A 6,806-nucleotide genomic window follows, 5' to 3' on the forward strand; every position below is an offset into this window, starting at 1 on the left:
TCACTTCGCACCCCGGATGGGTCATCCTCAGCGCCTGCAGCGCCTGCAGGAACTCGTGGCTGGGGAGCGTGCGCAGCGCGAGTATCCTCATCTCCTTCTCGGTTCCAGCGGCTGGGGCCAGAAGCTGCGCTCCAGTTGCCCCGCGGAGATCGCAGCGCCATCCTGCACCTGCGCTCGCTTGCGCAGCACCGTGCGCAGATCCGCCAGCAGCGACCAGTGAGCCGCCGCCCACGCGCGCCAGCGACCGCGAGCGGTCCACTCGAAGGCTGCGCTCCACTGGTAGCGCAGAAACGACGTCATATACTTAAGCCACAGGCTGGTCGGCAGGTTCTTGAGGTCGCAGTACAAGCTGTTGCGCACGGAGTAGAACTCGTTGAGCGATCCCAGGGCGCGGCGAGTTGCCGCGTGCCGGTGAATGACGGTCGCGCCCGGCACGTAGAGGCATCGCCAACCCGCCAGCTGGGCGCGGAAGCTGAGATCCACGTCCTCCGCGAGCATGAAGAAGTCGTCGTCGAACAGCCCCACCGCCTGCAGCATGCGGCGGCGGTAGAGGGCCGCGCCGGCGCAGGCGCCGAAGACGTATCGGGGCTGTGCGAACTCCGGGCGCTCGGGCTCGCCGAATCCAATGTCGGCCGCGTGTCCGCGGGGGAGGAAAACCTGGCCGGCGGAGTTGATCAAGCCGTTGGGAAACAGCATCTTGGACGCGCACCAGCCAACCTCCGGGTGCTGCTCGATCGCTGGCACCAGCTCCGCCAGCCAGTCGGGCGCGGGCTCGGCGTCCGAATTGAGCAGCGCCACGTAGGGCGCGCGGGTGGCGCGGATGCCACTGTTGACCGCGCCGGCGAACCCGAGGCCGCGCGGAAGTTGCAGGATACCTACCGCGGGGAAGTCGCACCGGACACGGGCGATGCAATCGTCGGTCGAGGCGTCGTCCACCACCAAGGTCGAGAAACCGCGATAGGTCTGCGCCTCCAGGGCCGCCAAGCAGCCGGGCAGGACGGCGCGACCATTGCGGTTCGGTATGATGACGTCAACACATGCCACGCCTGGCTCTTCTGTCCGTCCCGCGCGGCCTCCTGCAGCGCGCCGCCGTGCGTCGTCTCATGGTTGACCACGCTGCAGGCGATGCCGGCAGGAGCCGGTGCCGGCGGCATGCGGCTTCCGCGCGGCTGCGCCCACCCAGGTCTCGGTTTGCTTGACACCACCTCGCGGGGTTAACTATACTTTACCCGAGGCGCGGATTCGCAGGCCAGGCGCCCCGCAGGGTGACCGGGCCGGCGAACGCGAAGGAAGGTTGCGCCCCGCATGTTCTCCGAGATTCGGGCAGACCTCACGGCCGCGCTGGCGCGCGACCCGGCGGCGCGCAGCAGGATCGAGGTGCTGCTGTGCTATGCGGGAGTGCGCGCCATCCTCATGCATCGCGTGGCGCACTGGGTCTGGAACCACCGGCTGCACTTTCTGGCGCGCTGCCTGTCGGAGTTCGCTCGCTTTCTCAACGCCATCGAGATCCACCCCGCGGCTCGCATCGGGCGCGAGGTCTTCATAGACCACGGCACCGGCGTGGTTATCGGCGAGACCGCGGAAGTCGGTGACCGCGTGCTCATGTACCAGGGCGTGACCTTGGGTGGTACCGGTAAGGAGCGGGGAAAGCGCCACCCCACCATTGGCAGCAATGTCACCCTGGGCGCGGGGGCCAAGATCCTGGGCGCTATCGCGATTGGCGACAGCACGGTCATCGGTGCCGGGTCGGTGGTGCTCAAGTCGGTTCCGGCCAACGCGACCGCGGTGGGAGTTCCGGCGCGGGTGGTGGTGCAGAACGGCAAGCGGGTGGCGGAGCCGTCGCTGGAGCACGGCGCGGTGCCCGACCCCTGTGACAAGTGCATGGAGCGGATAGACTCGCACTTGGGGGCGCTGCGCGATCGCGTCCGCTCCCTGGAGCAGGAGATCGAGAGGCTCAAGCGGGAGCGTCAGGCGCTGCCCGCCTCGCCTCCCCAAGCGTAGCCGGCGCATCCGGCACCGGCCGCCATGATGGGGACGGCGCGCAACCGTCGGTGGAGGCTCAGTTGGGACTGGTCATCTACAACACTCTCACGCGCCGGAAAGAGCCCTTCGTCCCGCGCGAACCGGGCCGCGTTCGCATGTACGTGTGCGGGCCGACGGTGTACGGCTACATCCACGTCGGCAACGCGCGCACCTTCGTCAGCTTCGACATCATCCGCCGATACCTGGAGTTCGCCGGCTATGACGTCGAGATGGTGCGCAACATCACCGATGTCGATGATAAGATCATCAAGGCCGCCAGCGAGCAAGGCGTGTCCGCGGATGACATCGCCCGGCGCTATACCCAAGCCTACTTCGAGGACATGGATTCCCTGGGGGTGCGCCACGCCGGCCACGAGCCGCGCGCCACCGAGTACCTGCAAGCCATGATCCGCATCGTATCCACCTTGATCGAGCGCGGATTCGCCTACGTCGTGGATGGTGACGTGTACTACGAGGTGCGCAAGTTCGAGGGCTACGGCAGGCTATCCGGGCGCAACCCGGATGACCTGCTGGCCGGCGCGCGGGTGGAGGTGGACGAGCGCAAGCGCGACCCGCTCGACTTCGGCCTGTGGAAGTCAGCCAAGCCCGGCGAGCCGTCGTGGGACAGCCCGTGGGGGAAAGGCCGCCCGGGGTGGCACATCGAGTGCACCGCCATGTCCACGACGCTGCTGGGCGAAGAGCTGGATATTCACGGCGGGGCCGCGGATCTGATCTTCCCGCATCACGAGAACGAGATCGCGCAGTCCGAGGCGGTCACCGGGCATTCGCCTTTTGTCCGCTATTGGATGCACGGGGGAATGCTCACGCTCGAACGCAGGAAGATGTCCAAGTCGCTGGCCAACTTCTTCACGGTGCGAGAGGTGCTTGCGCACTATCCGCCACCGGTGCTGCGGTTCCTTTTTCTGTCCGCCCATTACCGTCAGCAGCTCGAGTTCACCGATGGAGCGTTGGATCAAGCCCGCAGCGCGCTCGAGCGCCTCGAGATCGGCCGCGCCCACCTGGAACGCATGATCGCCCGCGCCGACAGCGGCGAGCAGGGCGCGCAGCCCCTGCTGGAATTGGAGCAGACCGCGGACGTGGCCAGGCGCGAGTTCGCGGGCGCGATGGACGATGACTTCAACACGCCGCGGGCGCTGGCCGCGCTCTTTGACCTGGTTGCTCACGTCCATCGCCTCGCCGACGAGCGCACCGCTCCGACGCGCGCGCACGGCCCGTCGTTCGCCAAGGCGCTGGCGGCGCTGCGAGAGCTCGCTGAGGCCCTGGGTCTGACTCTCGACGCCGAGCACAGGGAGGGGGAGGGCCTGGCGGACGAACTCATGCACCTGCTGGTGAGCTTGCGCGAGCGGGCGCGGGCAGCGGGCGACTTCGCCCTGGCGGACGAGATCCGCAGCCGATTGTCCGCCCTCGGCGTCAGCCTGGAGGATCGTGTTGATGGAACCACTTGGCGCAAAGCATCATGACATGGCACCCGCAGACGGCGCCCCGCGCGTAGTGCGCCGCGCTCGGCGACCGCGGGGGCTGGCTATCCTCGTCACCGTCTTGCTAGTGACCGGCATTGGGCTCGCGGGGATGACGGCTGACCGCGGCCAGATCTACCCCAACATCTTCGTCGCCGGCGCCGCAGTTGGCGGACTGCGCGATGAGGACAAGTTGAACGACAAGATTTTCAACGCGGTCACCCCTCCCGCGAAGATCCCGGCAACGGTCGTGGTCGCAGACCGAAGATTCACCTGCACGGTAGCGGACACCGGCGTATCGCCCAACATTCAGGGGGCGGTGCAGCAGGCCTACGCCATCGGCAGGACCGGCTCGCCCCTGCGCCAGTTTGCCGCTCGCATCCACGCACAGTGGCGGCGCACCGATATCGCTGTTCCCATGGAGGCCGACCCGGAGCAGGTCGCGCTGTTCGCCGCGCAGTGTGCCAAGCGTTTCGACCGTGCCGCAGTAAGCGCGCAGACCGAGCTTGACGGCCATGCGGTGCGCGTCACCCCGGGGAGACCGGGCGTGGTGGTCGAAACCGGGCAGGCGCTGGAGGCGATCCGGGACTGGGCGCGCGAGGGGTGTCGTGGCCCCCTGCGCCTGCCAGCGCATTTCGTGGGTCCGGCGGTGACCGCCGACAAGTTCAACGGCATAGATACCGTGCTCGTCACCGTCGTCACGACGGTGGCCGGCAGCTCCCGCAACCGGCGTCACAACATCGCCCTCGCGGCCGCGGCCGTGGACGGTTACCTGCTGGCGCCGGGCGCGGTCTTCTCCTACGACGAAGTGGTGGGGCCGCGCACCGAGAACCAGGGATACCGCACCGCCCCGGTTATTGTCGCCGGGAAACTGGTGCCCGGCACCGGCGGGGGCGCGTGCCAGGTGAGTTCCACCCTCTACCAGGTGGCGCTGCGGGCGGGACTTGCTACCGTCAAGCGCAGCCACCACTCCCATCCCGTGCCGTACACGCCCGCGGGGCTCGACGCGACCGTGGTGCAGGGCGTCATGGATCTCAAGTTCCGCAACAGCTTGCAGCATCCCGTCGTGCTGTGGGCGCGGGTGGAGGGCGGCAGACTCATCTGTCGGGCCTTGGGGCATGGGCCGCCGCCGCGGGTAGAACTGGTGCGCCGGGTGCAGCAGGTGGAGCCCCCTGCGGCGCGGACCATAGAGGACTCGACGCTGGCTGTGGGAGAGCGTAAGATCGAGATTCCGGCACGGCCGGGGCTGCGGGTGCGCCTGATACGCACCATCACGGGGGACGGAGGTAACGTCACTGACGTCACCTCCAGCTACTACGCCGCGCAGCGCGGGGTCATCCGGGCGGGGCCGTCGGCGCCGGAGCAACCGCCAGCGCCCGCCGCCTCCGCCGCGCCGGGTAACGCGCCGGAGGTCAATGCGGATGGTGACCGCGGCGGGACGCAAGCCGAGCCGCCGCGGTCGCTCGCGAACGCCGGCGGTGACCGAAAAATCCGCGCGTGATTAATGTTGACTTCTTCAGCCAATTGGAATATAATCCGCCGTGGTCTAGGCAGGGCCCGAAGCCACGTGGATTTCCTAGGGTCAATCACGCGTTGCGCCTTGTATGGCAGCTTGAGAACTGGCATCGAGACGTCACTGTCGGTCCCCCGGGGTACGGTGGGAGACAGGCAGGCGGGTTGTGCGCACCCCCCAGGTCCGTGGAGGCTAACGGATGGCTGAAATCGGCATTCGCGACGGCGGTATTGTCTACTTCCAATGCATGCTCGATGAGGAGGTTGTAAGATACGCAAAGGGCGGTAGCCAGGGCGCTACCGAGCATCTACTGGCGAAGTATCGCAACATCGTGGAGGGAAAAGCCAGGTCCTACTTCCTGGTCGGCGCCGATCACGACGACATCATCCAGGAAGGAATGATCGGCCTCTTCAAGGCCATCCGCGATTTCCGCAACGACAAGCTGCTTCCGTTCCGCGCCTTTGCCGAGCTCTGTATCAGCCGCCAGATCTTCACCGCCATCAAGGCCGCGACCCGTCAGAAGCATATTCCGCTCAACTCCTATGTCTCTCTGCATGCCAACCTCTTCGATTCCGATTCCGACCGCACCCTGCTCGATACCCTCGCCGAGAGCGATACCAGTGATCCCGAGGATGTGGTTGTCACCCAGCAGTTCTCGGATGACCTGTGCGAACGCATCCGGCGTGACCTCAGCGACCTCGAGTCCGCGGTGCTGCGCAGCCACTTGGAGGGCAAGTCCTACCAGGAGATCGCGGCGGATCTGCACCGCCGCGTCAAATCAGTGGATAATGCGCTGCAGCGCGCCAAGCGCAAGATCGGCCGCAGCCTCAAGAAGATGATGGTGACGACCTAGGCACTATGCCGCAGGCCATCGCGGTGGCCTGCGGCGTGATGCCTGATGTGCGCGACTGGCCGGGACCCGCCTCCCGGTCAGTCGCGCTGTATGGTGGCGGACGGCGCGCCGGCCCGTGCTCGCGGCGCTGCCGTGGAAGCGCCCGGGCGGCGGGTTGCGAGAGCATCTGTAAGGTTCCCGCGTCAGCGCTTGACGGCGGTCCTGCGGGGCCAAGCGGTGCAGCGACGGTCGCGGGTCGTCGCCCTCGCCTACTCCAGCAAAACCATGCGCGAGCGCGGTATGCTCGGGCCGGCATGTTGGGGCCTCAGCCGTGGGGGGTGTGACCTTTTTCTTGTGGGGATGGATTGAGGCACTCACCATGTGGCACTCCGACCGCTCGGGGTGTTGGCGCCGCAGAGCGGCGCCTGCCTGACAGGCGAGGCTTGCCCGCCGGCGGAGGGCTTGCCCGCCAGCAGTGTGGCGGGGCGCCGCTCCCACATCCGGCAGTGCATTATCCCCACTCTTCGAGGTCCCAACCCTCGGGGGATTCAGGCTTGACAGCGCAGCGTCGAATGTGCTAGTTTAGGTTGGTCCGGGGACGTCGGTGCCCCGGACATCTAGGTAAATGGGGAGGGATTCCCGAGCGGCCAAAGGGGGCAGACTGTAAATCTGCTGGCGAATGCCTTCGGAGGTTCGAATCCTCCTCCCTCCACCAGGCGTGGCGGCCGCGACCGGATGCAGGAACGCCCACGTAGCTCAGTTGGCAGAGCGTATCCTTGGTAAGGATAAGGTCCCCGGTTCGATCCCGGGCGTGGGCTCCAGCTTAGGGCGGCCGGCGCGGATGGCGCCGCACGGGAGCGAGATCATGGGCAAGCGGAAGTTTGAGCGGACGAAGCCGCACGTGAACATTGGCACCATTGGGCACGTGGATCACGGCAAGACGACCTTGACCAGCGCGATC

General features: G+C 67.1%; 6 protein-coding genes and 2 tRNA genes. 7 read left to right on the top strand and 1 reads right to left on the bottom strand.

Translation table 11 applies throughout. The annotated features are described in order from the left end of the window. Positions 1 to 87: 87 nt before the first annotated feature. The gene (locus tag VM221_09540) at positions 88 to 1,044 is read right to left on the bottom strand and encodes a glycosyltransferase family 2 protein (GenBank protein HUT75058.1); all 957 of its coding nucleotides are present in this window, start codon (positions 1,042 to 1,044) and stop codon (positions 88 to 90) included. A gap of 261 nt (positions 1,045 to 1,305) precedes the next feature. On the opposite strand from VM221_09540, the gene cysE reads away from it, so the two are divergent. The 7 genes from cysE to VM221_09575 form a co-directional block, all read left to right on the top strand. After that, positions 1,306 to 2,001: a serine O-acetyltransferase gene (gene cysE, locus VM221_09545; GenBank protein HUT75059.1), complete on the top strand. Its 696-nt coding sequence runs from the start codon at positions 1,306 to 1,308 to the stop codon at positions 1,999 to 2,001. A 62-nt stretch (positions 2,002 to 2,063) separates the two neighbouring features. After that, positions 2,064 to 3,503, top strand: coding sequence for a cysteine--tRNA ligase (gene cysS, locus VM221_09550; GenBank protein ID HUT75060.1), 1,440 nt, complete (start codon positions 2,064 to 2,066; stop codon positions 3,501 to 3,503). Next, positions 3,475 to 5,001, top strand: a complete 1,527-nt coding sequence (locus VM221_09555) for a VanW family protein (GenBank protein ID HUT75061.1) — start codon at positions 3,475 to 3,477, stop codon at positions 4,999 to 5,001. The genes cysS and VM221_09555 overlap by 29 nt, the downstream gene beginning before the upstream one ends. Positions 5,002 to 5,212: 211 nt before the next feature. After that, positions 5,213 to 5,866 (top strand): RNA polymerase sporulation sigma factor SigH, encoded by a 654-nt coding sequence (sigH, locus tag VM221_09560; protein ID HUT75062.1) that lies wholly within the window; start codon positions 5,213 to 5,215, stop codon positions 5,864 to 5,866. Between the two features lie 608 nt (positions 5,867 to 6,474). Next, positions 6,475 to 6,560: transfer RNA gene (locus VM221_09565), tRNA-Tyr, on the top strand. A gap of 30 nt (positions 6,561 to 6,590) precedes the next feature. Beyond that, positions 6,591 to 6,666 (top strand) — tRNA-Thr (locus VM221_09570). 44 nt (positions 6,667 to 6,710) lie between these two features. Further along, positions 6,711 to 6,806 (top strand): GTP-binding protein (locus VM221_09575; GenBank protein ID HUT75063.1); only part of this gene is annotated, 96 nt, incomplete at its 3' end.

This window comes from Armatimonadota bacterium, from assembly GCA_035527535.1.
Classification (GTDB): Bacteria; Armatimonadota; Hebobacteria.